This is a genomic window from Nocardia grenadensis, assembly GCF_050942415.1.
GTDB lineage: Bacteria > Actinomycetota > Actinomycetes > Mycobacteriales > Mycobacteriaceae > Nocardia > Nocardia grenadensis.
On sequence record NZ_CP192054.1, the window covers coordinates 3,068,710 to 3,092,006 of the forward strand.

Below are 23,297 nucleotides of genomic sequence, written 5' to 3' on the forward strand. Positions count from 1 at the left end.
CGTGGCCGGGGGCTCCGGTGGTATCGGACGGGCCGTGGCCGAGCGCCTCGCCGCCGACGGGATGACCGTGGTGGTGCACTACGCCGGAAACGTGGGCCGGGCCGAGGACGTCGTCTCCGCCGTCCACGGCCGCGGTGCTCCGGCTCCAGCAGCCGGGCTATGCTGCCTAAGCGGCCACCAAGGGCGCGGTCGAGGCGATGACACTCATTCTGGCGCGGGAGTTGCGGGGTCGCGATGTGACCGTGAACGTGGTCGCCCCGGGTCCGACCGCGACGCCGCTGTTCCTCGACGGCGAGGACGCGGACACCGTCGACCGGATCGCCCGGATGTCTCCGCTGGAACGACTCGGCGAACCGGCCGATATCGCGGAAACGGTGGCTTTCCTCGCCGGACCGGCCCGGTGGGTGAACAGGCAGGTGCTCTACGTCAACGGCGGGGTCGCCTGAACTTGCCGGCGAGGCGCGCCGACCGGATCGAGGGAGGTGCGTCCGGGGTTTCCGGTCGTACAACAATGACGAGCCGCCGGTGGACCGGGGCCGGTGTTCCGGCGCCCGATTTCGATCAGGCTGAGCCGACCCGTCGCGCCCGGTGCCGCGTGGGTGATCAACTGACCGAATGAGCTATGCCCCCTACGACCTGACCTATACCGCCGCCGAGCAGCGTTACGAGAAAGTCCCGTACCGCCGCAGCGGCAACTCCGGCCTCGACCTGCCCGCGTTCTCGTTCGGACTGTGGCAGAAGTTCGGTACCGACTACCCCTTCGCGACCCAGCGTGAGATCATTCTGCACGCCTTCGACCTGGGTATCACCCATTTCGACAATGCCGATCGCTACGGTCCGCCGCATCGGGCCGCGCAGAAGAACTTCGGCCGGGTGCTCGCCAAGGATCTCGCGCCTTACCGGGACGAGCTCATCCTGTCGACCAAGGCCGGGAATCCGATCGGGCCGAGCCCGTATCTGAAGGGCGGCTCCCGCAAATCGCTGCTCACCTCGCTCGAGCACAGCCTGCGTGATCTCGGCACCGATTACGTCGATATCTTCTACCACCACAGCCCCGACCTCGGGACTCCGCTGGAGGAAACGGTGGGTGCGCTGGTCGGCGCCGTACAGCAGGGCAAAGCGCTGTATATCGGAATCTCCAACTATCTGCCCGACCGCGCCCACGAGGCCGCCGAACTGCTCCGGGCCGCCGGTGTACCCCTGCTCATCCATCAGGCCCGGTATTCGATCTACGACCGCCGCCCCGAACAGAACGGGCTGCTGGACACCGCGCGGCGCGACGGGTTCGGCGCCATCGTCTATTCGCCGCTGGCACAGGGGTTGCTGACCGACAAGTACCTCGAGCGTATCCCTGAGGATGCCCGTGCGGTCGACAGCACCTTCCTGTCGCCGGATGCCATCGACGAGACCTATCGTCGCCGCACCGCCGAACTGAACAAGATCGCCGCGGCCCGCGGGAAGTCGCTGGCCCAGCTCGCGCTGCAGTGGGTGCTGCGGCGGCCCGAGGTCACCTCGGCGCTGATCGGGGCGAGCAGCACGGCCCAGCTCGACCACAATCTCGCGGCGCTCGAGTTCCCGGAACTCACCGATGACGAGCTCGCCCTCATCGACGAGCACGGCATCCACGGAACCGGGTTGGATCTTTGATCCGGTGCGCCCTGCTCGGTCGCGGAGCAACGGCAGGAGCCGGGCGCCCCGGCGCCGGATCTCGAGCAGGTACGGGGTATCGGACAGCACGAAGTGGGGTGATGCCGAGATCCTGTAACGGCGCAGCGATTTCGCGACGTCCTCGCAGCACCCATCAGCCACGTGGTGCCCGCGCCGCCGACGGTGCCGGGGCGGTGTAGAGGTTTCCGGGCCACGGACCCGATCACGATGATCCGAAGTGCCGAAGCGAGCGGTATCCCGATTCGAGAACAGCTGGAGCACAGCGGATGCGCGGACCGCGAAGGACAGGTGGGTTTCCGGGCGGTGTGTACGCCGAGCCGGCGCGGGTGGAACGGATGGATCGTGGTCGAGTTGACAAGCCGGTGGCCGTATGCCAACCTCGCACCAGGTCATGAGTGCCAGCGTGAAGCCCCGGCTTGCTGGCCGGCAACCCTCCTCCGCGGTGGGGTGCCCCGGGTGACGACCTGGCCGCTGCTCGACCGAGCACGGCAAGCGCGGACTCCGCCGAATCGAAGCCCGGAGTCCCTCCATCGAAGGGATTGCGTGATGACCGCTGTTCTCGACCTCACCTGTGCTCCCGCCCGCGTCTCCGGCGACGACCTGCGGGTGCCGCTGGTCCAGGGCGGTACCCGTACCTACACAAACTTCGACTACGCGGCCAGCGCCCCGGCCCTCGCGCAGGTCACCGCACGGGTGGGCGATCTGCTGCCGTACTACGCGAGTGTGCACCGCGGCGCGGGATATGCCTCGCGTATCTCCACCCGCTGCTACGAGGCGGCCCGCGAAACGGTCCGCCACTTCCTGCGCTGCGCCGCCGACCAGGAGGTGGTGTTCACCCGGAACACCACCGACGCGCTCAACCTGCTCGCCGCCTGCGTACCCGGCGATACCGTGGTTCTCGATATCGAACACCACGCCAACTTCCTGCCCTGGGCCGGGCGCGGCCGCCGGGTGGTGCCGGCCGCCGGCACCCTCGCCGAGACCGTCGACCGTCTCGCCGCCGAACTCGGCGCGAAACCGGCGGCTCTGCTCGCGATCACGGGCGCGTCCAATGTCACCGGTGAGGTGCTGCCGCTGACGGAGCTGGCCGCGCTCGCCCATCGCCACGGTGCGCGGATCCTGGTGGACGCGGCCCAGTTGGCGCCACATCGGCGTATCGATCTGTGCGCCACCGACATCGACTATGTGGTGTTCTCCGGGCACAAACTGTACGCACCGTACGGTGCCGGGGTGCTGGCCGGGCGCCGCGACTGGCTCGACGCCGCGCCGCCGTATCTGGCCGGCGGTGGCGCGGTCACCGAGGTCACCCCGGATACCGCGGCCTGGGCGGCGGTGCCGCATCGGCACGAGGCCGGTTCACCCAATGTGCTGGGCGCCGCGGCGCTGGCGGCCGCCTGCGAGGCGCTCACTGAACTCGCCGGTCCGGCCGCGGCGCACGAACGGGTGCTCACCGACCGGTTGCGCACCGGACTGACGGAAATCGCCGGTGTCCGATGCCTCCGGATCTTCGGCGACAGCACCGACTCTGTGGGCATCGTCGCCTTCACCGTGGACGGTTTCGAACCGGGCCGGGTCGCGGCCTATCTGTCCGCCGAACACGCGATCGGCGTGCGTGACGGCCGCTTCTGCGCCCACCCGCTGCTGGCTCGGTTCGGGCTCGATGCCGCACTGCGCGCCAGTATCGGGCTCGGCACCGGCGCCGATGATGTGGATCGGCTGCTCGACGCCGTACGGACTTTGGTCACGGCCGGGCCGCAGTGGGATTATGTCTGCTCGAACGGCCGCTGGGATCCGGTCCCGGAGACCCGTCCCGGCCTGACCGCGGGCCCGGATACCGCGGCCGCCCCGTGCACGGCGTGACCCGCCGGGTGCCGTGTCAAGAAGAGATAGGTACCCAATGATGTCCTGCGGTTTCGCCGGATTCCCGCATCGATCCCGAACCGACCGGAGTGAGCCGAGATGACCGTCGACATCGACACGATGACCGACCCGGCAGATGTGCACGCCGCGCAGCAGGTGTTCCGTACCGCGATGGTCGGCATTCCGCCGATCTCGGCGGAAGCCGCCGACGCGCTGACCGAACCCGGACGCACCCTCGGCGCCCGGGTCGGCGGTGAACTGGTCGGGACGGCGAATTCCTACACCAGCTGGCTGGTGGCGCCGGGCGGGGCACGCCTGCCGCACGCCGCGGTGACGCACGTCGGTGTCCTGTCCACACACGCGCGGCAGGGGATCGCGACCGCATTGCTGCGCCGCCAGCTCACCGAGATCGCCGCCCGCGGGGAGGTCGTCGCTTCACTGCGCGCGACCCAGGGGGGTATCTACGAACGGTTCGGATACGGCGTCGCCGGCTCGTCGGCGCGCTGCGAGATCGATGTGCACCGGGCCCGCTTCCGCGAGACCGTACCCACCGCGGGACCGGTCCGGCTGCTCGCACCCCCGGACAGCTGGGAGATACCCGCCAAGATCTACGCGACCGCGGAGGTGACGTGGACCGCGGCGATCGATCGCCCCTCGTACTGGTGGCGGTTACAGGAGCTGTTACGGGCCCGGGGCCATGTCGCCGTGCACGGCGAACCCGGTGCGGAGGACGGGTTCGTACGCTATCGCGCCGCCGAGTCCGCGGAATGGACGCGCGGTCCACGACGGACGGTGGTGGTCGACGATCTCGTCGCGACGACTCCCGCCGCCTTCACCGGTCTCGTCCGTCACCTGCTCGGCGCCGATATCGTCGACGCGGTCGTGCTGTCCGCGATCTCGCCCGACACTCCGCTGCGGCACCTGCTGATCGATGAGCGGGCGGTCCGGGTCACCGATATCCGCGACGAGACCTGGTTGCGGCTGGTCGATGTCCCGGCCGCGCTGGCCCGGCGAACCTATCGGCCCGGCCGGCCGCTGGTCGTCGCGGTCACCGATCCGATCCTGCCCGCCAACACCGGCAACTACCGGATCGGGGACGGCGGGGTCACCCGGGTGGACGAGCCCGCGGACCTCGGTACCGACGTCGCGGCGTTGGCGGCCGCCTACCTCGGTGGCACCCGTTGGCGCCACCTGGTGTTCGCGGGCCGCGTCACCGAGCACCGGCCCGGCGCCGCGGCGACCGCGGACGCGCTGTTCGAGGTAGACGAGCACCCGTTCAGCGGGACGTACTTCTGACCGCCTCCTCGCTCCGGCCGGCCGCGTAGTGCGCGGCGATCTCGTCACTGGTGGTAACCCATACGCCGGGATGCTCGACGATGTAGGCCAGTGCTTCGTCGAGGTACCGGGCCCGGAACGCCTGCCCGGTGACGAAGGGATGCAGGGCCAGGGCGAGGACGCGGCCGCTCGTTTCGGAGTCCGCCCACAGCCGGTCGAGCTGATCCCGCACGATCCGGACGAAATCGGGGCCGCCGAGCCCGGTGCCGAGGAACAGGGTGTTGTCGTTCAACTCCACCGAGTACGGCACGCTGAACAGGCCCGGGACGCGCAACGGGTAGGGCTGGTCATCGTTGGTCCAGTCCAGGACGTAGTCGACGCCGAGTTCGCGCAACAATGCCGGAGTGCGGAAACTCTCGGAGAGCGCGGGGCCCATCCAGCCGCGCGGTCGCGTCCCGGTGCCGCGTTCGATGGTGGTGAGCACATCCGCGAGGTAGGCGCGCTCGTCCGCCGCGGAGATCTCGGCCTGGAGGACGGAATTGTTCCGGCCGTGTGCCAGCCAGGCCCAGTCACGGTCCCGGCCCGCTTCGATGAGGCGCGGGTAACGGTCGACCACGTCGGAGTTGAGCAGGGCGCTGGCCCGGATACCGTGCCGGTCCAGCGATTCCAGGATCCGCCAGAACCCCACCCGGGGGCCGTAATCGCGCCAGCCGTAGTTGAGCGGATCCGGGACCTGCCCGGCGGTCCCGGCGAAGATACTGGTGGAGGGCCGGTCCACCCGATAGTGCTCGATATTGAGTCCCACGTAGAACGCCACGCGTGCACCGCCCGGCCACCGGATCGGCTCACGGTCGACGATGGCGCTGTAGTCGAACAGTTCGTTGTCCATTCGGCTATGGTCGAAGCATCACACAGATGTGAAGGTCAAATTGTTCGGGTGAGGTCGGTGGAATGCGGATCGCGGAACTGTCACGGCGCACCGGCACGTCCCGCCGGTTGCTGCGTTACTACGAGGAACAGGGTCTGATCGCCGCTCAGCGGTGCGCGAACGGCTATCGCAGCTACGACGAGCGGTTCGTCGACCGGGTCCTGCAGATCCGGGGACTGCTCGACGCCGGGCTGCCGACCCGGATCATCAAACAGATTCTCCCGTGCCTGGACAAGCCGCGGTCCATCTACTTTCCGGACGCGACCCCGGAAATGCTCGCGACCCTCGAGGGCGAACGGGACCGGATGAGCGAACGGATCCGCTGCCTGGAGCGGAACCGGGACGCCGTCACCGAATACCTCTGTGCGGTACGCGAATACGGTGGCCAGCGGGTGTAGCGGCCGCAACCGGTTCCGGGATCGCTTCCGGCATATCACGGGAGACTGCGTGCGGACGGGTACGCTCCGATGCTCGTGAGGACGTCACGGATACTGCTCGCCGCCGGTGTCGCCGTGCTCGCCTGGGGCGAGTGGGTGAACTGGAGGTCGTCGCGGCGGCTCGTCGGGTCCGCGACCGGCGCGAGCGAAGCGGTCGTCGTACTCGGGTTTCGCAATGCGGCACCGACGGTCAATGCGCTGAACAGATGGCGGGTGCGCGCCGGACTGCGCTCCTGCGACACCCGGCTCGACACCTGGATGGTCTTCTGCGGCGGCGCGGTCGTGGGCACGCGGCCCGAAGCCGAATTGATGGCCGCCTATGCGCGGGAACGCGGCTGGTCCGGCCCGGTCGCGCTGGATACCGCCTCGCGGAGCACCCGGGAGAACATCGAGAACGCCATCGCGCTGATCGAAGCCGCCGATCGGATCAAGATCGTATCGAATCCGATGCACGCCGAGCAGGCCCGGCGACACCTGGCCGTCCTGCGCCCCGACCTCGCGGACCGGCTGGTGCGCGGCGCGGAATACCGCTTCGGCGAGTGGACCCTCCTCAAACCGCTGTTCGCCATCGTCGGATACACGAAGCGGGGCCGGGTATCTGTGCCATTCGCGCGGTAGCCCCTCAGCGGGGCGGGATCACTCGGCGAGGCGGCGTTCGATCGACTCGACCTTGGTGTTGAGCGTATTCGTCCGGCCGGGCCGGATATCGGCCTTGATGACGATGCCGCACCGATCGGATTGTGCCAGCACCGCATCGGTCGCCGCCTTGATGACGCCCATGACCTGATCCCATTCGCCTTCGATCTCGGTGAAACTGGCGGCGGTCCGGTACGCGAGTCCGCTGTCCCGGATGATCCGGACCGCGGTGGCGACCTGATCTCCGACGCTCTCGCCGGAGCCGATGGGGGTGATCGAGAAAGCGGCGAGCATATCGTGCTCTCCTTGTTCGTCGGGGAGGATGGCTGCGCTGATCTTCTATACCGTACGCAGGTCCGGGGGAACCACGCCCTCACCACGTGGCGGGTCGGCCCGCCGGCGCAGTCGTCACCGGCCGACCCGGCTGCCGCCGTTGGACCGTCACACCGGATCCGCGTCGAGGTCGCGGTCGCGTCGTGTGGTCGGGCTTCGGGGTGCGGGCGGTCGCCACCGGGTGATCGCGACTCCCGCGAGGCACAGAACTCCGCCGGCCAGTGCCAGTGGGCGGGGCACCTCGCCGAGGAAGAGCCAGGACATCACGACCACGAGCGCCGGTACCGCGTAGGTGGTGGCGCCCACCTGTCCCGCGGTCATCCGGGCCAGGGCGTAGGCCCAGGTGGTGAAGGCGACAGCAGTGGGGAATACGCCGAGGTAGATCAGACCGAGCGTGGCCGGCAGCGGCGCGGCGGCCGCTTCACCGATCAAGCGGCCCGTGAACGGCAAGCACGCCACCGTACCCACCACACATCCGCCGGTGGTCACCTGCAGGGCCGAGGCATGCGCCAGCGCGGGCTTCTGGACGAGCACCGCTACTGCCCAGGCGATGGCGGCCGTCACACACAGTACGACGCCGAGCACGGTGGCCGCGCCCGCGGAACTGGACAGTCCCACCACGGCCGCGCCGGCGAACGCCACCGCGATACCGGCCATGAGCCGTTTCGGGAAACCTTCGCCGAGAAAGAGTCCACCGAGCAGCGCGATCATGACCGGGCCGGTATTGATCACCAGCGCGGCGGTACCGGCGTCGACATACTGTTCGGCCCAGTTCAAGGCCACCATGTAGACCCCGAACCACAGCACTCCGGAGACGATGATCCCGCGCAGGGCCGAACGCGGGGGGAGGCCGGTACCGGTCAGTAGCAGCAGCGCGACCAGAACCACCGAACCCGAGGCCAATCGGCCCAGCGCCAGCGCGCCCGGCGAGAAATCCGCTCCGGCGGTGCGGATGACGACGAACGCCGAGGCCCACAGGACGACGGTGACGGCCGCGGCGAGCAACGCGCGCCCCCGCCCGAGAGACAACTCGGTCATATGTCGAACGTAGTGCGCCCGCCACCCCTCGATCCAGACAATTTCTGGTTTGCGAGCGCAAGTTTGAGAAAACATCGAACGGCGGCCCCCGGTCCGGGCGTACGACGCCAACTGTGTTGTGGTGCTGTGCGACTCGTATGCGGAGGTGGTGCCGCTTCGGATCCGCGTGACCGGGGGATCCGACCAGGTCATGCGTTCATTCGGCGGCGAACGCCTTGTGTGTGTAGTGTCTCCAGGGATCTGAAACACGTATGAACGGGCAGGGCGCATGAGCGGAATCGATGGATGTCTGGAACGGATCATGGACATCCCCGGTGCGCGCAGCGTGACCTTGGTGGACGGGGCGAGTGGGCTGGCGGTGGCCGCGGCCGGCCGGCACGAAGTGGTCGATCAGCACGAGGACGCGGCGACCACCACCGATGTGGTTCGTGCGGTACTCGGCTGTCCGGCGCTGACCACGGGCCCCACCGGGGACGACGTCGACGAGATCATCGTCTGCGGGACCGGGGGATACCACCTGCTCAATCTGGTGGACGGTGATTTCGGCGGTCGCCTCTTCGTGCACGTCCTGTTCGACGAGGAGTCCGGCAATCTGGCGATGGCCCGGTTCCGGTTACGCGGCATCCTCGCCGAACTCGCCGAGGACGGTCATGCGCGTTGAGCTCGCGGACGAATTACAGCGATTGGAAGACGAAGGCCGGACGGGTGTCCTGCGCGTAGGTGACGGGGAGTTCCATCTCGCCGACGGCGCCATCGCCTCCGCCACCTGCTCACGCACCACCGGGCTGGACCGGTTGGTGGTCGAGGCCGGAGTGGCCAGTGCCGAGGACTGGGAGCGCGCGGATACCGGTGATCCGGGCCCGCTGCTGGGCCGGCCGCTGCTGGAAACCCTGGCGCTGCTCGCCGTTTTCGACGCCGCCTATTTTCTGCTACCGACACCGGTGGAGCCGCAGTTCCGGCCGGCCCCGGCGCACTGGCTGTCGGCCGTCTGCACCATCCGGCCGCGAGCGCTGGTCCGCGAATGCGCGCGCCGCGGTGACCCGGATTCGGGACCGTGGCCGGCGGAACTGGTCGACCGCGCCGCGGTGGTGCCGGTCCGCCGGATCCGGCGGCGCCGAGTGCTGCTCACCGGCGGCCAGGCCGAGGTGCTGGCTGCCGCCGACACCCGCCGCAGTGTCACCGGGATCGCTCGGGAACTGGGCCGCACTGCCTACGGCTGTCTGGAGACGGTGCGCGATCTGACCGTGGCCGGGTTGATCGAACCACCGGTGGGCGCACCGGCTTCCGAAGCCGGCTCGCCCGTCACCGGAGCGGAACCGCCGCTGCGGCGCCGGGTCCGCCACGCCACACCGGTGCCCGACGGAGACGAGTGGGAACCGGTGGATGAGGAACTACTCACCCGGCTTCGAGCGGCTCTGGAGGACCTCGCGTGACGGCGCGCAAGAATCTGCTCGGTGAACTGATGGGAAGGCTTACCAAGGTGCCGATGACCGTTTCCGACCCCCACGCCGCGGTGATGGCGGAACTGCGCGCGCTGCGCGAACGTGTACCCCGGCTCACCGGGTCGCTCGTGGCGTCCAGCGACGGCCTGCTGGTGACGCACGATCTCCCCGCGCATATCGAACCGACCGGGATGGCCGCGCTGGCGGCGGCCCAGCTGTCGCTGTCCGATCGGCTCGCCCACACGGCGCAGGGCGGCGGGTTCCAGGAGGTCGTGGTGAACGGCACCGGGGGACACGTGGTGATCTACGCGGCCGGCTGGGCATCGTTGACCGTGCTCGCGGCCCCCGAGGTGAATATCGGCCGGCTGCACCTGGAATCGCGGCCGGTGGCGCGCCGGATCGCCGAACATCTTTCCGCCGTGGCGAAGGACGCGCGGTAACGGAAGAACGCAGTAGCAGAAAACCATCGAGAGGAACGACCTATGTCCGATATGGATTTGGCACTCAAGGACATGATGTCGATCGACGGCGCCCTCGGCGCGGCCGTCGTGGATTACAACAGCGGTATGGCACTGGGCACGCTCGGGAGCTCGAAAGCGCTGGACCTCAATGTGGCCGCCGCCGGCAACACCGAGGTGGTGCGCGCGAAGCTCCGCACGATCGAACAGCTGGGCCTGCAGGAGGACATCGAGGACGTCCTCATCTCGCTCAGCAGCCAGTACCATCTCATCCGGCCCATGACCGGCCGCAAGTCGAGGGGCCTGTTCCTGTATCTGGCCCTCGACCGCGGCCGGGCGAACCTCGCGCTGGCCCGGCACCGGCTGCGCGGGATCGAGGAGGAACTCGACGTCTGAGCCGGGCCGGGCGCCGGGCTCAGGTCGCGTCGGCGAGCTGCGGTCCGTCGGCGGGTTCGTGGATATCGCCGGCCGACCGCTCCCGGTAGAGGTCGGCGATCCGCGCCGCGTACTTCTCCGCGACGACCTTGCGCTTGAGCTTCATGGTGAGCGTGACCTCGTCGCCGCCCGCCTCCCAGAAGACCGGCAGTACGAGGAAGCGTTTCACCTGTTCCACCCGCGACAGGTGCGCGTTGCCGGCGGCCACGCCCGCCCGGATCGCGTCGATCACGGATGGGTCGGCGGCCAGGGCGGCGGCCGAATCATCGGCCAGGCCGTGCTGTTTCGCGTACGGGCCGGCGGTTTCGGCGTCGAGCACGACGAGCGCGGTGTTGTACGGGCGGGCGTCTCCGATCACCGACATGGCACCGATCAGCGGAGTGGCCGCCTTGATGGTGTTCTCGATATGCGTCGGCGACATGTTCTTGCCGGAGGCATTGATGAGGATCTCTTTCTTGCGGTCGACGACCCTGAGGTATCCGTCCTCGTCGACCGTCACGATATCGCCGGTGTGCAGCCAGCCCTCGGCGTCGATCGCCTCGCCGGTCTTGTCCGGCTGCCCCCGGTAACTCTTCATCACGAGCGGGCCCCGGACGAGGAACTCCCCGTCCGGCGCGGTGCGGTACTCCATTCCGGGCAGCAACCGCCCGACCGTGCCGAGCCGGACCTCGGCCGGCGGGCTGACGCTGCAGATGCACGACAGCTCCGACATCCCCCAGATCTCGGTGATCGGGACGCCGAGCCCGGCGAAGAAGCCCAGAGTCGCGGGAGGAATGGGCGCGGCGCCCGAGAGCGCCCAGCGCATCCGGTCGAATCCCAGTGCCGCGCGCAGACCGCGCAGCACCAGTTCGTCGGCGCGCCGCCATTCGGCGGCGAGGTCGTCGGGCAGCGGGGTACCGGCCAGTTCGTGCTCGCCCCGGGCGACGGCCACCGACACCGCCCACTGCAACGCTGCCCGCCGCTCGGCATCGGGTTCCGCGGCGACCTTGTATTCGATGCCGGCACGCAGTTTCTCCCAGACCCGCGGTACCGCGCCCCACAGGGTCGGCCGCAGATCCGCCAGTGCCGGCGCGATGAGCTTGGGGTCGGCGACACAGGTGACCTGGATGCCGAGGACCTCCTGCACGTACAGGGCGGTGAGCCGGTCGGCGATATGGGCGCTGGGCATGAACGAGGTGATGGTGTCGCCGAATTCGATACCCAGCACCTCGGCGATGCCGTAGACCTGGAACAGCAGGTTGGCGTGGGTGGTCTCCACGCCTTTGGGGCTGCCGGTGGTACCGGAGGTGTAGATGAGCGTGGCCACATCGTCGCCGCGCACCGCACGCCAGGCGGCGTCGAAGTCGAAATCGGCACGGGCCGCGGCGACCACGTCGGAGACCGAGAGGGTTCCCTCGGGGGCCGCCGCCAGACAGATGATGTGGTCGAGCTCCACCCCGCTGGAGCGCAATCGCGCGACGTACTGTGGTTCGCAGATCACCACCCGGGCCCCGGCATTACCCAGCACATGGTTCAGCTGGTCGGCGGGCAGGGTGTTGTAGACCGAGAAGGAGGTCGCGCCAAGATGCTGCGCGGCCACCTCGAGCGGATAGAACTCGATCCGGTTGCCCATCATCAGGGCGACGGTGTCGCCCCGGCGTACACCGAGTCCGTCGAGGCCCGCGGCGAATTCACGGACCCGGGTGGCGTACTCGGACCAGGTCAGGGTCTGGGCGTCACCCGGGGTACGCACCGCGACCGCGGTGGGTTCCACGGTGGCGATGTGCTGGAACGCGGCGGGGAGGGTGGTGAAGCGAGCTGTGCTCACAGCTGGGGCCTTTCCGGATCAGACCGCGGCGGCGGTGGTGTCGAGGACCGAGGAGACGAAACGGGCCGCCTCCCGGTAGGCGAGGCGAGATTCGGGCACGAGGGCGGGCAGCACCTGGAAGGCGTGCATCTGGTCGCGCCACACCCGCAGTTCGCAGCGCGCACCGGCGCCGGTCCAGCGCTCGGCGAGGGTGACGCCGTCGCCGCCGAAGAATTCGGTATCGCTGGTGTGGATCAGGGCCGGGGGCAGCGACATTCCGCGCATGGGTCGCAGATCGTAGGGAGCCGGGGTGAAATGCGCGACCGCACGCCGTGAGAGCCCCGGCGACAGCAGCCCTTCGGCCGCCGACCCCGGGAATCCGGCGGCGAGCGCGAGACTCAGATCCGTCATCGGCGAGAAGAGAACCAGGCCCGCGGCCGGGGCGGAGCCGTTGCGCGCCCGGGAGAGGGCGAAATCGGCGGCGAGGAAGCCGCCGGCCGAATCGCCCGCGACCACGACGCGGCCGGGGCGGTGTCCGCGTGACATCAGCCACCGGAAGGCGGCGGCGATATCCTCGGGCGCCGCCGGATACGGATGTTCGGGCGCGAGCCGGTAATCGAGCGTGAACACCGGCAACCGGGTAGCGGTGGACAGCCGCGCGGCCACCCCGCGGTACCCGGCGGCGGATCCGGCGACGAATCCGCCGCCGTGGATGTAGAGGATCACGGCATCGGTCCGGGTCGCCCGCGGGCCCCGGACCCATTCACCGGTGATCGTGCCGTACCGCATTCGATCGACCGTGGTGCCGCGCAGCGTCGGCGCGGCCGCGCGCAGTGCCTGGTCGATCAGGGCCCGGGCAGCGGGCAGGGTGTAGGTGTTCACCGGCGTGAACTGCACCAGACGGCGCGCGGTGAGCGCGGACAGTTGCCGGACGTACCGGGCCCGCAGCGATCCGCGCGCCGGTTCGCTCATCGGCGCCGCTCGATCGCGCGGACCAGTTCGTGCACTGTCGAATCGGTGGCGAGCCGCCGGTCCAGCACGGTGTTGATCGCCCCGCGCAGCAGTGCGTAGGGCTGCCACCCACTGGGGGCGATGGTCCGCGCGGCGCGGCGCGCGATCCCGTCGGCGATGGTCCGGGCGGCTTCTTCGGCGGTGATGCGCACGTTCAGCGGCCACGGCAGCAGATCGTTGATCCGGCGGCCCAGATCGTCGGCGTCGAGCATGTCATGGGTCATCGCGGTCTCCACGACCCCGAAGTAGGCGATCCCGGCGGTGGCGCCGGAGGCACCGAGCTCCACCCGCAGTGCCCGGCCCAGCTGTTCTACCGCGGCCTTGCTGACCATATAGGGCGAGCCGCCCATACCCGGTGCGAAAGCGGCGCAGGAGGAGACGACGACCACGTGGCCCCGGGACCGCACGATATGGTCGAGCGCCGGATGCACGGTGTTGAACACCCCGGTGAGGTTGATACTCATGACCCGGTCGAAATCGGCCGGATCCATGCTCCGGATGGTCGCGGGTACCGGGGTGACCCCGGCATTGGCGACCACCACATCCAGGCCACCGAACTGCGCGGCGACCTCGGCGATCACCTCTTCCATCCGGCCGCGGTCGGCGACATCCCCGGCCAGGCCGACCGCGCGCGAACCCAGGTCGTGCGCCGTGCGCTGGGCGGCCGCCTCGTCGATATCGACCACGACCACCACCGCGCCGCGCCGGTGCAGGAGGGTGACGAGTTCGAGCCCGATACCCTGGCCCGCACCGGTGACCAATACCGTTTTGCCCTTCACGTCGAAGGTCGCGGACGGCGAGAGCCAGCCCAGCGGGTCGGGGAGTGTGGGTTTCATCGCGTCACCTCATAGGATTCGGCATCGAACTGCTTGGTGCGTCGCCGGTATTCGAAGCTCCAGTTCGGATAGAGACCGGCATTGCCGCCGTCGGGGGTGGTGTAGTAGCTCTGGCAGCCGCCGGTCAGCCAGACCGTGTCCGCGCTGCGCCGGGCCATCTCTTCGACGAACGAGTCCTGGGTCTCCTGCCGCACCTCCACCCGGCGGGCGCCGCGGGCGCGCAGGGTCTGCAGCGCGTCGACGATATAGGCGATTTGCGATTCGAGCATGAAGATGGCGGACTGGTTGCCGGCGGCGCCGAAGGGGCCGAGCGTGCAGAAGAAGTTCGGGAAACCGGCCATCGCCGCACCCAGATAGGTCTGCGGCCGTTTGTGGTACAGGTCGGCGATCGAGACATCGTCGCGGCCGACGATCCGCTCGAAGGCGGTGGGGATGGGAGTGAACCCGGTGCCGTAGATGATGGTGTCGACCGGGATCTCCACACCGGCGCGGGTCAGGAGGGAATGCGGGCGCACCTCGGCGATCCCGTCGGTGACCACCTCGACGTTCGTCCGGTCCAGCGCCGGCAGGTAGGCGTCGGAGAAGATCGCGCGTTTACAGCCGATGATGTAATCGGGGGTGGCCTTGCGGCGGAGTTGCGGATCGCGGATCTGGCGCAGCAACTGGAGCCGTCCGAGCATCTCGTACGGGTGGCGGAAGCGATTGTCGACGAACCCGACCAGGCCGAACCCTTCGATCAGTGTGTACCAGGTACCGCGGATCGCCTTCTGCGCCAGCGGGAGACGGCGCAGCAGGGTGCGCTCGACACCCAGAGTCGGGCGGTCCATCCGCGGCACGATCCACGGCGCGGACCGCTGGAACACCGTCAGCGCCGCCACCCGGGGGGCGATCTCCGGAACGAACTGCACCGCGGAGGCGCCGGTGCCGATCACCGCGACCCGCTCACCGGTGAGGTCGTGCTCGTGGTCCCAGTGCAGTGAATGGAACGCGGTGCCCTCGAAGCGTTCGATACCGGGGAGTTCAGGGTATTTGGCTTCGGCGAAGACGCCGGCGGCCGAGATGAAGAAATCGGCCGTGAGCGGACCGCGTGAGGTCTGGATCCGCCACAGCTGGGCGGCCTCGTCCCAGCGGGCCTCGGTCAGTTCGGTGCCCAGCCGGATATGGCGCACCACATCGTGGTCGGTGGCGACCTGTCGCAGGTATTCCAGGATCTCACGCTGTTTGCCGTAAGTACGGGACCAATCCGGGTTGGGCGCGAACGAGTAGCTGTAGAGCTGGGACGGGACATCGCAGGCGCAGCCGGGATAGGTGTTGGCCTGCCAGGTGCCGCCGAGATCGTCGGCGCGTTCGAGCAGCACCAGATCGTCGAAACCGGCCTCGCGCAATTTGATCGCCAGCCCGATTCCGCCGAATCCGGCACCGAGCACGACGATGCCGTGGTGTTCCGGTGTGCTGGTGCTCATCGCACCCCCACCGTCTCGGTGCGGACCCGGCGGCCGGTGCCGGCGGCGATGGTCTTGGTGACGAAACGGTTCACCGGACTCGCCGCGGCCAGCAGCGGACGCAGTACCGCGCTGCCCTCGAGGGCGAAGGTCCAGATGATCCGCGTCCCCGTGGCCAACGGGAGCAGGGTGATGTCCTCGGCGAACCGGTTCAGCCCGGGCACCGAGGCGGCGTCCACGGTGAAGGTCATCCGGGAACCCTCGTCCCACCGGTAGAAACGTTCCTCCAGCCGGATCAGGCCGCCGAGTGTGATCTCACGGGTGGTGCCGACACCGAACGGCCGCGGTGCGGTCCATCGCGCCGCCGTGACGACCGCCGACCACGACACCAGCGCGTCGTCGGCGACCAGTGTGTCCCATACCTGTGGCACCGGGGCCGGGAGATCGACGATATGGGTGTAGCGGTGGTTGGCGGTGTCGAGGAAGGCGTCGTCGGATGGGGACAGGGCGAATCGTGCGCTCATGGGGCTGAGGGCCTTTCGGGATCAGATATCGAGTACCAGCGGTCCGCCGGCCGACCGGGAGACACAGGTGAGCATGTGGCCGGCGCGTTCGCTGTCGCTCAGCAGACGGTCGCGGTGGTCGACCGAGCCGGCCGCGACGCCGACCTTGCAGGTACCGCAGAACCCCTGGCGGCAGGAGTAGACGACATCGGACCGGACCCGGCGGATGGCGTCGAGCGTCGTCTCGGTGGCACCGACCCGGACGTGGTGCCCGGACCTGGCGAGGGTGAGGCCGAATTCGTGTCCGTCGCGCACCGGCGGCGCCGAGAACCGTTCGGTGTGCAGCGATCCGGCCGGATTCAGCGTGAACAGGGAACGCTGGGCGGCCTCGAGGACCGGCGGCGGTCCGCAGACGTACACCGCGGCGCCGGGCCGGGCGGTCGCCAGGAGCGCCGGGATATCGGGTGCGCCGGCCTCGTCGTCGGGGCGGATATCGCTACCGGCCGGCAGTTCGCCGAGGAACGGCATGGTTTCCCGCGAGCGGCCGAGATAGATCAGGTGGCCGCGGTCCCCGGCCGCCTGCGCCATCGGCAGGATGGGTGTGATGCCGATACCGGCGGCGAGGAAGAGATAGGACGGCGCGGAATCGACGAAGGTGAACGCGTTGCGCGGTCCGCGGATCCGCAGTGCGGCACCGGGACGCAGGTCGTGGATCTCGAGCGAGCCCCCGCCGCCGTCCGATATCCGGCGGACCGCGATTCGGTAGCGGTGGCGGTCGGCCGGGTCACCGCACAGCGAGTACTGGCGTTGCCGTCCCGACGGCAGGAAGACGTCGATATGCGAGCCGGGCCGCCACGACGGCAACTGTTCACCGTCTGTCCGGAGCAGGGTCAGCGAGACCACGTCGCGGGCTTCCTCCCGGACCGCGTCCACCACGACATCGAGGTCGAAACCGCTGCGGCGTACCGGGTTCGGTGGCGAGAGCGCGGGATTGGTGAACACCTTCTTGTACACATCCACCGCCAGGCCGAGCATCCGCAGACTCGAGGACGACGCGGGGTGTGCGGTGGTCATGAGCGCGCGGCGGGGGAGTGCGCCAGATAGCGCAGGGCGTTGTCCATCGATCCGAGCTGGGAGGGATGGAAGCTCGGCCGTAGATAGCGCGGCATCTCGGTGAAGAACGTGGTGAAGCTGGGAATCACCCCGCGCAGCGTGGCGCTGACGAATTGCTGACCCCAGAACCGCCCCTTGGCCGGGCTCGGATCCTTGCGGTACAGGTAGGCGGTGGAGACCACGAACAGCGGCAGCAGTAGCCCGCTGGCGAGCAGGCCCGTACGTACGCGGCGGGCGTATCCGCCGTCGACGTGCATATAGGCGTCGAAGACCACGCTGCGGTGCTCGACCTCCTCCGCGCCGTGCCACCGCACCAGGTCGAGCATCGTCGGATGCATGCCGAGTTCCTCGAGGACTTCCGATTCGAGCAGCCACTCGCCGATCACCGCGGTGAAGTGTTCCATGCCCGCGAACAGCCCCAGGCGTTCCTTGAGCCATTCCTCTTCGGCACGGCCGCTGAGTCCGTGCTCGCCCAGGACCCGGTCGACCAGCCAGCCGATCTTCTCGACATAGGAGTCGACATCGAGCCCGATGGACTGGAGGTGTTTGCGGGCGCCCTCGTGGCTGCTGGCGTGCATCGATTCCTGGCCGATGAACCCCGTCACCTCCTCGCGCAGGCGTTCGTCGTCGATCGCGGGTAGCGCTTCGGCCAGGCACGCGGCCATGGCCCGCTCGCCCTCCGGCAGGACCAGGTGCATCACATTGGTCACATGGGTCGCCAGCACTTCTCCGGGGATGTAGTGCATGGGAACCGTCGAGAAGTCGAAGCTCACATCGCGGGCGTGGATCGCGTGGGCTTCTTCCCGGTAGGTGCTCGTGGTGGCACTGTCGTCAGCCATACGACGACCGTACAATGCAACATATTGCCTTGCAATGTTGTCGCAACAAATTCTTTCTGATTGTTGCAGAAATGCTGATCGCTGTTAGCGTGGTCCTGTGTCCGCCCCTACCTCTACCTCGCAAGACCGGTCCGCCGTCGACGGTATCGAAACCCGTATCCTCGATGCCGCGCGTGTGCAATTCGAGACGTACGGGGTGAAGAAGACGACCATCGGTGATGTCGCCCGGCAGGCGGCGGTCGACCGCGGCACCATCTATCGGCGGATCGGTTCCCGTGACGATCTCGTCCGCGCGGTGAGCGCGCGCGAGGTGGGCGCCCTGCTCGCCGAACTCGAGGACATTCCCGCGCGACACAAAGATCTGGAAGCCATCGTCGCCGATATCTTCGTCACGGTGATCACGCGCTGGCGGACCCACGGCATGATCAAGCGGGTGCTGGCACTCGAGCCCGGACGGCTGTTGCCCCAGGTGACCACCGAGGGTGGACCCTTCTTCACGATGTCCGTGAGTGTCGCTGCCACCCTCCTCGCCGAGGCGATGCGCGAGCGAGGACTCCCGGAGATTCCCGATCTCACGACCCGGGTCGAGGTCGCGAGTCGGGTGGTGCACTCACTGATCCTGCAACCGGTCGGTGCGCTGGACCTCGAATCCGAGGAGCGGCTCGCCGAATTCGCCCGGGCCTATATCGCGCCGTTGATCGTCGGCTGAGGAACTTCACGGCCGTGGTGTCCGCAACTGGCAAGTAGTGGACGTCGTCGGACGCGACCGCACCGCCCGAGCCGCCTGAAACAACCGGCCGCGACGAACCGCACCGATACCCATGAAGTGGGTCATCGGATCGGGGCCGCGTCCCGGAACAGGGTGGCGGCGATCGCACCGGCGGTGACACGCGCGAGATCGGCGAGAAACGGGATCCGCTCGGGGATCATGAGCTGGGTGGTTCCCCGGATTCCGAGGGCGAACCGCGCGTGACCGGCCCGATCCAGGAGTTACCGATCCGCTTCGGTGTCGAGAAGGGCTTCTTCGACGCCGAGAACCTCGAGGTGAAGTTCACCCAGGTCCAGGATGCGGTGACCGGCGTCGCGACCGGGGAGCTGAGCTTCGCCTTCGGCCCGACAAGCAACTATCTGCGAGCGGCCGAGAAGGGCGCACCGATCAAGATCATCAGTTCGGCGTTCCGGAGCAAGGGGCCGTTCTTCCTCGTCGCGCGCCCCGAGATCAAATCCTTCGCCGATCTGCGCGGTAAGACCATCGGGATCGCTACCGCCGGTAGCAGTATGGAGACCTACACGCGCAAGATCCTCACCGCCAACGGCGTCGATCCCGACGAGGTGAGCCTCATCGCCAACGGCGTAAACGAGCAGGCCTACGGCACGCTCACCAGCGGTCAGGTGGACGCGACCGTTATTCACCAGCCGTTCCCCGCGCTGGGCGAAATCCAGGGCAAATCGGTGACACTGGCCCGCGGCTGGGACTACCTGCCGACCTACCATACCGGCGTGTTGATCGCCGGAAACGAGGTGATCGACAACGATCCGGACCTGCTGCCCCGGAGCCTGCGCGCCTACTTCAAGGCCTACACCTACGCGAAAGAGCACTACGACGAATACCTGCCATGGTTGAAGGGGAAGCTCGGCACCATCGATCCGAAGGCGGTGGAACTCGCCTTGCGGCAAGAGGACGATATCTGGGATAACAACCCGGCCATCGATCCGGTCGCGATCCGCGACACCCAGGACATCGAAATCGAAATGGGTCTGCAGGACGTGCGCTACGACGCCGACAAGTACATCGATACGCAGTTCATTCCGCAGGAGTACGTGAAGGATTTCACCTACCCGCAGCCGACGCGCTGACCCCGCGACAGCACGACACGATCAGCGAGGTATGTCCGTGGCAACTTTCGAAGTACGCGGTGTGGGCAAAGAATTCTTCACCGACCCGCCCGTCCGGGCGCTCGACGGCATCGACCTGACTATCGGCGAAGGCGAATTCGTCGTCCTACTGGGCCCCAGCGGCTGCGGCAAGAGCACACTGCTCGACATCCTGTCCGGGCTCCAGGACACGACCGAGGGCGAGGTGCTGTTCGAGGGCGAGCCGGTCGCCGGTACGAACAGCCGGATCGGCGTGGTGTTCCAGGATGCCTCGCTGTATCCGTGGCGCACCGTGGCCCGCAATGTCGAACTCGGTCTGGAGTTCCGCGGAGTGCCGCGCGCCCAGCGGCGCGCGGCCGCCGCGGAGTACCTGGCCCAGGTCGGGTTGGCCGGTTTCGAACGGAAGTATCCACACCAGCTGTCCGGTGGGATGCGGCAGCGGGCCGGGATCGCCCGAACACTGGCGACCGAACCCGCGGTACTGCTCATGGACGAACCGTTCGGCGCCGTCGACCACCTCACCCGGATCCAGCTGCAACGGGATCTGCTCGCGCTGTGGGAGAGCCGCCGCCGGACAGTTGTCTTCGTCACCCACGATGTGGGGGAGGCGGTGTACTTGGCCGACCGCGTGATCCTGTTGTCGCCGCGGCCGGGCCGGGTGTACCGCGAGTTCTCCATCGATGTGCCACGGCCGCGCCGCAAGGGCGATATCGAGCTGCTTGCCTTGGAGAGCGAGATCTATCGGGCACTCGGCCGAATAGAGGAACAGGCGGACGCCGAGGTGTAGGCGTCGCGTCGCGGCCACATCCAGGAGTCGTTCCCACGTGTCCTCGTCTCCGGCCGGGTCGGCGTCGCCGATTCGGCCGGCTTGACCGACCCGCAACACTGTCCGCGTCCGGTGACACTGCGCTATGCGTTGGCGCCGCCGTCTACAGTGAGCGTGGTCCCGGTGACGAAACTGCCGCTGTCGCCGGCCAGATAGGCGACGGCGGCGGCGATTTCGGTCGCCGCGGCGTACCGGCCGAGGGCCGTGGCGGCGCGCTGGGCATCGGCGGGCGCGCTGTCCGCCGGGTTCATCTCGGTATCAGTCGAACCCGGTTGCACCACATTGACCGTTATCCCACGCGGCCCCAGATCGCGGGCGAGACCTTTGCTGAAGCCGATCAACGCCGCCTTGCTCATCGAGTACAGGCTCAGGCCCGGGTGGGTGGCCCGTTCGGCGAGGTTGCTTCCGATACTGATGATGCGGCCGCCCTCGCCCAGATGCGGGCTCGCCGACCGCGCGGCCGCGAATACGGCCCGGACGTGCAGGTTCATGGTTTCATCGAACTGTTCCATGGTCAGTTCGTCGATGGTGCCGTAGGGGAAGATGCCCGCATTGTTGACCACGATATCGAGCCTGCCGAACTCGGCCACGGTCCGGTCCACCGCGGCCGGAACCGCCTCCGGGTTCGCAGCGGGCGCGGGCACGGCCAGCGCGCGCCGACCGGTTTCGCGGATCCACGCGACCACCTCGTCGGCGGGTCCGGCCGCGGTGTTGTAGGTGAGCGCGATATCCGCGCCGTCGGCGGCCAGTCGTTGCGCGATCGCGGCGCCGATACCCCGGCTGCCGCCCGTCACCAATGCCACTTTTCCTTCTAGATTCACTTCAGCTCCCGATATTTATGCAGTGATCGTTGCACAAATAGGTACCGTGGCTAGCATGGGCATGTCAACGCGCAGAGTGGAGGTGTGATGCCGGGACCGGGCCGCCCGCGTGGCTTCGATCGGGACTCCGCGCTGCGCGCCGCCATGTACCTGTTCTGGGAACACGGATACGAGGGCGTCTCGATCAGCGACCTCACCGCCGCGATGGGTATCGGCGCGCGCAGCCTCTACACCGCCTTCGGCTCCAAAGAGGAGCTGTTCCGCGAGGCCGTCGCGCTCTACGGGAGCACGACCCCACGCCCGATGGACCGGCTGCGCACCGCGCGGGAAGCGGTCGAGGCGATGCTGCGGCAACGGGTGGACGCCAACCTCGACCCGGCGACGCCGCTGGGTTGTATGGTGGTGCTCGCCGCCACCAATGTCACCTCGGACAACACCCACGTCCGGGATATGCTGGCGGAACTGCGGGCCCGGGACCGTGCCGAACTGCTCGCCCGACTCGAGCGCGGGCGCGCCGAGGGCGATATACCGGCCGGTGCCGATATCGACGCCGTGGCCTCGTTCTATCTGACCGTCCTGCACGGTCTGGCGATCCGGACCCGCGACGGCTGTTCCCGTGCGGACGCCCAGCAGGTGATCGACCACGCGATGCACGCCTGGGACAGTGTCACCGCCCCCGCTCCGGCCCGATCCATCGTGCAGCGATGAGCACCGGTGACCGGCCGCGGTGCGAGGCCGCTCGGGACCGGCGGCGGGCGGAACTACGCGAGTTCCTGCGCAGTCGCCGCGAACGGCTGACGCCCGCGGCGGCGGGGCTGCCCGATACGGGTCGGCGCCGGACACCCGGGCTGCGCCGGGAAGAGGTCGCGGTGCTGGCCGGGGTGGGGGTGTCCTGGTACACGTGGCTGGAACAGGGATGCGATATCAAGGTGTCCGCCGACGTAATCGACGCGGTGGCGCGAGCCCTGCTGCTCGACGAGATCGAGCGCGCCCATCTGTACCGGTCGGCGGGGTTCGGGCCGCCGCCCACTGTCCAGGTGGCCACACTCGCTCTGGGCCGGGTGGCCGAGGCGCACCGGCGTATCGAATCGGGGACCACCACAGGGAAACTCGTTCTGGAGGTCGCCCGGCCCGGTCCCGGCCCGGTCCCGGCCCGGTCCCGGCCCGGGCCGGGACGAGGCCGGGCGGGTGATCAGTTCGCGATGGCCGCGAACATGCCGGCTTCGTAGGCACCGCCCTTCTGATGCAGGATCACGCCGAGCCGGTTGGCCGCGTTGATCATGGCGACCAGGTACACCAGGGCAGCGATCTGATCGTCGTCGTAGTGCTCGCGCACTCTGGTCCAGGTCTCGTCGGAGACTCCCGGCTGCGCGTCGCCGATCCGGGTGCCTTCTTCGGCGAGTGCCAGGGCGGCCTGCTCGGCCGCAGTGAACACCGTGGACTCACGCCATGCGGCGACGAGGTTGATCCGAACGGCGGGTTCCCCCGCCGCCGCCAGCTCCTTGGCGTGGGCGTCGACGCAGTAGCCGCAGCCGTTGATCTGGCTGACGCGCAGTTCCACCAGTTCGAGGGTCGCCTTCGGGAGCCCGGACTGCATGATCGCCAGGCTGGTGTTGGCGAACCGCCGGCCGATCTTCGCGGCGAGTTCGTTGGAGTTCAGGTCGAAACGGGGTTCCATCATCGGGTCCTCACTGGTCGTGTGTGATCGAACGACCATGAGACGACGGGCTCCGGG

Annotated in this window: 27 protein-coding genes and 1 riboswitch; of the genes, 15 read left to right on the plus strand and 12 right to left on the minus strand. The window is 68.6% G+C overall.

Going from position 1 to position 23,297, the window contains the following annotated elements:
* Nucleotides 1–197 precede the first annotated feature (197 nt).
* The 4 genes from ACQPYS_RS14000 (at nucleotide 198) to ACQPYS_RS14015 (ending at nucleotide 4,824) form a co-directional block, all read left to right on the plus strand.
* Complete coding sequence (locus ACQPYS_RS14000; RefSeq protein ID WP_431938262.1) at nucleotides 198–446, plus strand: SDR family oxidoreductase; 249 nt, start codon at nucleotides 198–200, stop codon at nucleotides 444–446.
* A 169-nt stretch (nucleotides 447–615) separates the two neighbouring features.
* Nucleotides 616–1,647 carry an aldo/keto reductase gene (locus ACQPYS_RS14005; protein WP_433492855.1) on the plus strand — a complete coding sequence of 344 codons (1,032 nt, stop codon included), beginning with the start codon at nucleotides 616–618 and terminating at the stop codon, nucleotides 1,645–1,647.
* Nucleotides 1,648–2,055: 408 nt separating this feature from the next.
* A riboswitch (SAM riboswitch) is annotated at nucleotides 2,056–2,169 on the plus strand.
* 45 nt (nucleotides 2,170–2,214) lie between these two features.
* Entirely contained in the window at nucleotides 2,215–3,528 is a 1,314-nt protein-coding gene (locus ACQPYS_RS14010) for an aminotransferase class V-fold PLP-dependent enzyme (RefSeq protein WP_433492856.1), read from the plus strand.
* Between the two features lie 99 nt (nucleotides 3,529–3,627).
* Nucleotides 3,628–4,824 carry a GNAT family N-acetyltransferase gene (locus tag ACQPYS_RS14015; protein ID WP_433492857.1) on the plus strand — a complete coding sequence of 399 codons (1,197 nt, stop codon included), beginning with the start codon at nucleotides 3,628–3,630 and terminating at the stop codon, nucleotides 4,822–4,824.
* Here the strand turns inward: ACQPYS_RS14015 and ACQPYS_RS14020 are convergent.
* Nucleotides 4,805–5,692 carry a polysaccharide deacetylase family protein gene (locus ACQPYS_RS14020; protein ID WP_063034394.1) on the minus strand — a complete coding sequence of 296 codons (888 nt, stop codon included), beginning with the start codon at nucleotides 5,690–5,692 and terminating at the stop codon, nucleotides 4,805–4,807. The two genes, ACQPYS_RS14015 and ACQPYS_RS14020, sit on opposite strands and share 20 nt — an antisense overlap.
* A 62-nt stretch (nucleotides 5,693–5,754) precedes the next feature.
* Here ACQPYS_RS14020 and ACQPYS_RS14025 point away from each other — a divergent pair, with 62 nt between their 5' ends.
* Both ACQPYS_RS14025 and ACQPYS_RS14030 read left to right on the plus strand, forming a co-directional pair.
* Nucleotides 5,755–6,129 carry a MerR family transcriptional regulator gene (locus ACQPYS_RS14025; protein ID WP_433492858.1) on the plus strand — a complete coding sequence of 125 codons (375 nt, stop codon included), beginning with the start codon at nucleotides 5,755–5,757 and terminating at the stop codon, nucleotides 6,127–6,129.
* Between the two features lie 69 nt (nucleotides 6,130–6,198).
* A complete protein-coding gene (locus ACQPYS_RS14030) occupies nucleotides 6,199–6,786 on the plus strand; it encodes a YdcF family protein (RefSeq protein ID WP_433492859.1) in 588 nt (195 codons plus the stop codon).
* Between the two features lie 18 nt (nucleotides 6,787–6,804).
* Here the strand turns inward: ACQPYS_RS14030 and ACQPYS_RS14035 are convergent, their stop codons facing one another.
* Both ACQPYS_RS14035 and ACQPYS_RS14040 read right to left on the minus strand, forming a co-directional pair.
* Nucleotides 6,805–7,098, minus strand: a complete 294-nt coding sequence (locus ACQPYS_RS14035; protein ID WP_433492860.1) for an MTH1187 family thiamine-binding protein — start codon at nucleotides 7,096–7,098, stop codon at nucleotides 6,805–6,807.
* 147 nt (nucleotides 7,099–7,245) lie between these two features.
* The gene (locus ACQPYS_RS14040) at nucleotides 7,246–8,175 is read right to left on the minus strand and encodes a DMT family transporter (protein ID WP_433492861.1); all 930 of its coding nucleotides are present in this window, start codon (nucleotides 8,173–8,175) and stop codon (nucleotides 7,246–7,248) included.
* Nucleotides 8,176–8,443: 268 nt separating this feature from the next.
* On the opposite strand from ACQPYS_RS14040, the gene ACQPYS_RS14045 reads away from it, so the two are divergent.
* The 4 genes from ACQPYS_RS14045 to ACQPYS_RS14060 are packed head-to-tail and all read left to right on the plus strand — an operon-like array spanning nucleotide 8,444 to nucleotide 10,471.
* Nucleotides 8,444–8,836 carry a hypothetical protein gene (locus ACQPYS_RS14045; RefSeq protein WP_431938253.1) on the plus strand — a complete coding sequence of 131 codons (393 nt, stop codon included), beginning with the start codon at nucleotides 8,444–8,446 and terminating at the stop codon, nucleotides 8,834–8,836.
* Complete coding sequence (locus ACQPYS_RS14050; RefSeq protein WP_433492862.1) at nucleotides 8,826–9,608, plus strand: hypothetical protein; 783 nt, start codon at nucleotides 8,826–8,828, stop codon at nucleotides 9,606–9,608. Before ACQPYS_RS14045 ends, ACQPYS_RS14050 begins: the two co-directional genes overlap by 11 nt.
* Complete coding sequence (locus ACQPYS_RS14055) at nucleotides 9,605–10,057, plus strand: roadblock/LC7 domain-containing protein (RefSeq protein WP_433492863.1); 453 nt, start codon at nucleotides 9,605–9,607, stop codon at nucleotides 10,055–10,057. Before ACQPYS_RS14050 ends, ACQPYS_RS14055 begins: the two co-directional genes overlap by 4 nt.
* Before the next feature lie 42 nt (nucleotides 10,058–10,099).
* Entirely contained in the window at nucleotides 10,100–10,471 is a 372-nt protein-coding gene (locus ACQPYS_RS14060) for a hypothetical protein (RefSeq protein ID WP_063034401.1), read from the plus strand.
* A 19-nt stretch (nucleotides 10,472–10,490) separates the two neighbouring features.
* Here the strand turns inward: ACQPYS_RS14060 and fadD11 are convergent, their stop codons facing one another.
* Genes fadD11 through ACQPYS_RS14095 form a run of 7 tightly spaced genes read right to left on the minus strand, consistent with a single transcriptional unit; the run spans nucleotide 10,491 to nucleotide 18,040 of the window.
* Entirely contained in the window at nucleotides 10,491–12,317 is a 1,827-nt protein-coding gene (gene fadD11, locus ACQPYS_RS14065; RefSeq protein ID WP_433492864.1) for a fatty acid--CoA ligase FadD11, read from the minus strand.
* Nucleotides 12,318–12,335: 18 nt separating this feature from the next.
* Nucleotides 12,336–13,268 (minus strand): alpha/beta hydrolase, encoded by a 933-nt coding sequence (locus ACQPYS_RS14070; protein ID WP_433492865.1) that lies wholly within the window; start codon nucleotides 13,266–13,268, stop codon nucleotides 12,336–12,338.
* On the minus strand, nucleotides 13,265–14,143 hold the full coding sequence (locus ACQPYS_RS14075) for a short-chain dehydrogenase/reductase (RefSeq protein WP_433492866.1): 879 nt from the start codon (nucleotides 14,141–14,143) through the stop codon (nucleotides 13,265–13,267). Before ACQPYS_RS14075 ends, ACQPYS_RS14070 begins: the two co-directional genes overlap by 4 nt.
* On the minus strand, nucleotides 14,140–15,606 hold the full coding sequence (locus tag ACQPYS_RS14080) for a flavin-containing monooxygenase (RefSeq protein WP_433492867.1): 1,467 nt from the start codon (nucleotides 15,604–15,606) through the stop codon (nucleotides 14,140–14,142). The genes ACQPYS_RS14075 and ACQPYS_RS14080 overlap by 4 nt, the downstream gene beginning before the upstream one ends.
* On the minus strand, nucleotides 15,603–16,109 hold the full coding sequence (locus ACQPYS_RS14085) for an SRPBCC family protein (protein ID WP_433492868.1): 507 nt from the start codon (nucleotides 16,107–16,109) through the stop codon (nucleotides 15,603–15,605). The genes ACQPYS_RS14080 and ACQPYS_RS14085 overlap by 4 nt, the downstream gene beginning before the upstream one ends.
* Before the next feature lie 21 nt (nucleotides 16,110–16,130).
* Entirely contained in the window at nucleotides 16,131–17,162 is a 1,032-nt protein-coding gene (locus tag ACQPYS_RS14090; RefSeq protein WP_063034406.1) for a PDR/VanB family oxidoreductase, read from the minus strand.
* Entirely contained in the window at nucleotides 17,159–18,040 is an 882-nt protein-coding gene (locus ACQPYS_RS14095) for a metal-dependent hydrolase (RefSeq protein ID WP_431938244.1), read from the minus strand. Before ACQPYS_RS14095 ends, ACQPYS_RS14090 begins: the two co-directional genes overlap by 4 nt.
* 97 nt (nucleotides 18,041–18,137) lie before the next feature.
* Between ACQPYS_RS14095 and ACQPYS_RS14100 the strand changes: the two genes are divergently transcribed.
* The 3 genes from ACQPYS_RS14100 to ACQPYS_RS14110 all read left to right on the plus strand — a co-directional run bounded on the left by ACQPYS_RS14100 (nucleotide 18,138) and on the right by ACQPYS_RS14110 (nucleotide 20,702).
* Nucleotides 18,138–18,749 carry a TetR/AcrR family transcriptional regulator gene (locus ACQPYS_RS14100; protein ID WP_063034408.1) on the plus strand — a complete coding sequence of 204 codons (612 nt, stop codon included), beginning with the start codon at nucleotides 18,138–18,140 and terminating at the stop codon, nucleotides 18,747–18,749.
* Between the two features lie 260 nt (nucleotides 18,750–19,009).
* Nucleotides 19,010–19,897 (plus strand): ABC transporter substrate-binding protein, encoded by an 888-nt coding sequence (locus tag ACQPYS_RS14105; RefSeq protein ID WP_433492869.1) that lies wholly within the window; start codon nucleotides 19,010–19,012, stop codon nucleotides 19,895–19,897.
* Nucleotides 19,898–19,928: 31 nt separating this feature from the next.
* A complete protein-coding gene (locus ACQPYS_RS14110; protein ID WP_433492870.1) occupies nucleotides 19,929–20,702 on the plus strand; it encodes an ABC transporter ATP-binding protein in 774 nt (257 codons plus the stop codon).
* Between the two features lie 122 nt (nucleotides 20,703–20,824).
* Here ACQPYS_RS14110 and ACQPYS_RS14115 read toward each other — a convergent pair whose 3' ends face one another.
* Nucleotides 20,825–21,562, minus strand: a complete 738-nt coding sequence (locus ACQPYS_RS14115) for an SDR family oxidoreductase (protein ID WP_433492871.1) — start codon at nucleotides 21,560–21,562, stop codon at nucleotides 20,825–20,827.
* Between the two features lie 87 nt (nucleotides 21,563–21,649).
* Here ACQPYS_RS14115 and ACQPYS_RS14120 point away from each other — a divergent pair, with 87 nt between their 5' ends.
* A complete protein-coding gene (locus ACQPYS_RS14120; RefSeq protein WP_433492872.1) occupies nucleotides 21,650–22,270 on the plus strand; it encodes a TetR/AcrR family transcriptional regulator in 621 nt (206 codons plus the stop codon).
* Nucleotides 22,267–22,791, plus strand: coding sequence for a helix-turn-helix domain-containing protein (locus ACQPYS_RS14125; RefSeq protein WP_433492873.1), 525 nt, complete (start codon nucleotides 22,267–22,269; stop codon nucleotides 22,789–22,791). Before ACQPYS_RS14120 ends, ACQPYS_RS14125 begins: the two co-directional genes overlap by 4 nt.
* On the opposite strand, the gene ACQPYS_RS14130 is transcribed toward ACQPYS_RS14125, so the two are convergent.
* Nucleotides 22,755–23,240, minus strand: coding sequence for a carboxymuconolactone decarboxylase family protein (locus ACQPYS_RS14130; RefSeq protein WP_433493044.1), 486 nt, complete (start codon nucleotides 23,238–23,240; stop codon nucleotides 22,755–22,757). The genes ACQPYS_RS14125 and ACQPYS_RS14130 overlap by 37 nt on opposite strands.
* Nucleotides 23,241–23,297 lie beyond the last annotated feature (57 nt).

Excerpts from the sequence above, each read along its gene's own strand:
- ACQPYS_RS14020 (WP_063034394.1), bottom strand. The coding sequence starts at position 5,692 with ATGGACAACGAACTGTTCGACTACAGCGCCATCGTCGACCGTGAGCCG.
- ACQPYS_RS14030 (WP_433492859.1), top strand. The coding sequence starts at position 6,199 with ATGCTCGTGAGGACGTCACGGATACTGCTCGCCGCCGGTGTCGCCGTG.
- ACQPYS_RS14060 (WP_063034401.1), top strand. The coding sequence starts at position 10,100 with ATGTCCGATATGGATTTGGCACTCAAGGACATGATGTCGATCGACGGC.
- ACQPYS_RS14120 (WP_433492872.1), top strand. The coding sequence starts at position 21,650 with ATGCCGGGACCGGGCCGCCCGCGTGGCTTCGATCGGGACTCCGCGCTG.
- ACQPYS_RS14040 (WP_433492861.1), bottom strand. The coding sequence starts at position 8,175 with ATGACCGAGTTGTCTCTCGGGCGGGGGCGCGCGTTGCTCGCCGCGGCC.
- ACQPYS_RS14090 (WP_063034406.1), bottom strand. The coding sequence starts at position 17,162 with ATGACCACCGCACACCCCGCGTCGTCCTCGAGTCTGCGGATGCTCGGC.
- ACQPYS_RS14050 (WP_433492862.1), top strand. The coding sequence starts at position 8,826 with ATGCGCGTTGAGCTCGCGGACGAATTACAGCGATTGGAAGACGAAGGC.
- ACQPYS_RS14025 (WP_433492858.1), top strand. The coding sequence starts at position 5,755 with ATGCGGATCGCGGAACTGTCACGGCGCACCGGCACGTCCCGCCGGTTG.
- ACQPYS_RS14080 (WP_433492867.1), bottom strand. The coding sequence starts at position 15,606 with ATGAGCACCAGCACACCGGAACACCACGGCATCGTCGTGCTCGGTGCC.
- ACQPYS_RS14000 (WP_431938262.1), top strand. The coding sequence starts at position 198 with ATGACACTCATTCTGGCGCGGGAGTTGCGGGGTCGCGATGTGACCGTG.
- ACQPYS_RS14045 (WP_431938253.1), top strand. The coding sequence starts at position 8,444 with ATGAGCGGAATCGATGGATGTCTGGAACGGATCATGGACATCCCCGGT.
- ACQPYS_RS14125 (WP_433492873.1), top strand. The coding sequence starts at position 22,267 with ATGAGCACCGGTGACCGGCCGCGGTGCGAGGCCGCTCGGGACCGGCGG.
- ACQPYS_RS14095 (WP_431938244.1), bottom strand. The coding sequence starts at position 18,040 with ATGGCTGACGACAGTGCCACCACGAGCACCTACCGGGAAGAAGCCCAC.
- ACQPYS_RS14070 (WP_433492865.1), bottom strand. The coding sequence starts at position 13,268 with ATGAGCGAACCGGCGCGCGGATCGCTGCGGGCCCGGTACGTCCGGCAA.
- ACQPYS_RS14035 (WP_433492860.1), bottom strand. The coding sequence starts at position 7,098 with ATGCTCGCCGCTTTCTCGATCACCCCCATCGGCTCCGGCGAGAGCGTC.
- ACQPYS_RS14010 (WP_433492856.1), top strand. The coding sequence starts at position 2,215 with ATGACCGCTGTTCTCGACCTCACCTGTGCTCCCGCCCGCGTCTCCGGC.
- ACQPYS_RS14075 (WP_433492866.1), bottom strand. The coding sequence starts at position 14,143 with ATGAAACCCACACTCCCCGACCCGCTGGGCTGGCTCTCGCCGTCCGCG.
- ACQPYS_RS14085 (WP_433492868.1), bottom strand. The coding sequence starts at position 16,109 with ATGAGCGCACGATTCGCCCTGTCCCCATCCGACGACGCCTTCCTCGAC.
- ACQPYS_RS14130 (WP_433493044.1), bottom strand. The coding sequence starts at position 23,240 with ATGGAACCCCGTTTCGACCTGAACTCCAACGAACTCGCCGCGAAGATC.
- ACQPYS_RS14110 (WP_433492870.1), top strand. The coding sequence starts at position 19,929 with ATGTCCGTGGCAACTTTCGAAGTACGCGGTGTGGGCAAAGAATTCTTC.
- ACQPYS_RS14005 (WP_433492855.1), top strand. The coding sequence starts at position 616 with ATGAGCTATGCCCCCTACGACCTGACCTATACCGCCGCCGAGCAGCGT.
- ACQPYS_RS14015 (WP_433492857.1), top strand. The coding sequence starts at position 3,628 with ATGACCGTCGACATCGACACGATGACCGACCCGGCAGATGTGCACGCC.